We start from the raw sequence: 240 nt of genomic DNA, 5'->3' as shown, positions 1-240 counted from the left end.
AAGGAAGTAAGAAAATATCGGAAGACTTTAACAACATCAATATCGGTTTTGACCGGGTGCAAGAGGACATGGACAAGAAAGCAGCGGCGGACAATCCGGTGTTTACCGGCACGCCCACCGCTCCGACACAGCCGGCAGGCGATAACTCGAATAAGCTTGCCACAACCAAATACGCCGATCGGGCGGCCGGCACAGTGCAGACCAATCTGGATAAGCATACCGCTGATAAGGTTGTCCACG

1 protein-coding gene is annotated in these 240 nt (G+C 52.9%); it reads left to right on the top strand.

Annotation, left to right across the window (positions count from 1 at the left end; translation table 11 throughout):
• On the top strand, nt 1-240 hold a 240-nt coding region (locus tag GQY55_RS30890; RefSeq protein WP_201452282.1), incomplete at both ends, for a hypothetical protein.

Origin of the sequence: Paenibacillus sp. USDA918EY (assembly GCF_009870825.1) — a bacterium.
Lineage (GTDB): Bacteria > Bacillota > Bacilli > Paenibacillales > Paenibacillaceae > Paenibacillus_AQ > Paenibacillus_AQ albilobatus.
The sequence above is the reverse complement of the archived record's forward strand: the minus strand, read 5'-3'. Positions and strand labels throughout refer to the sequence as shown.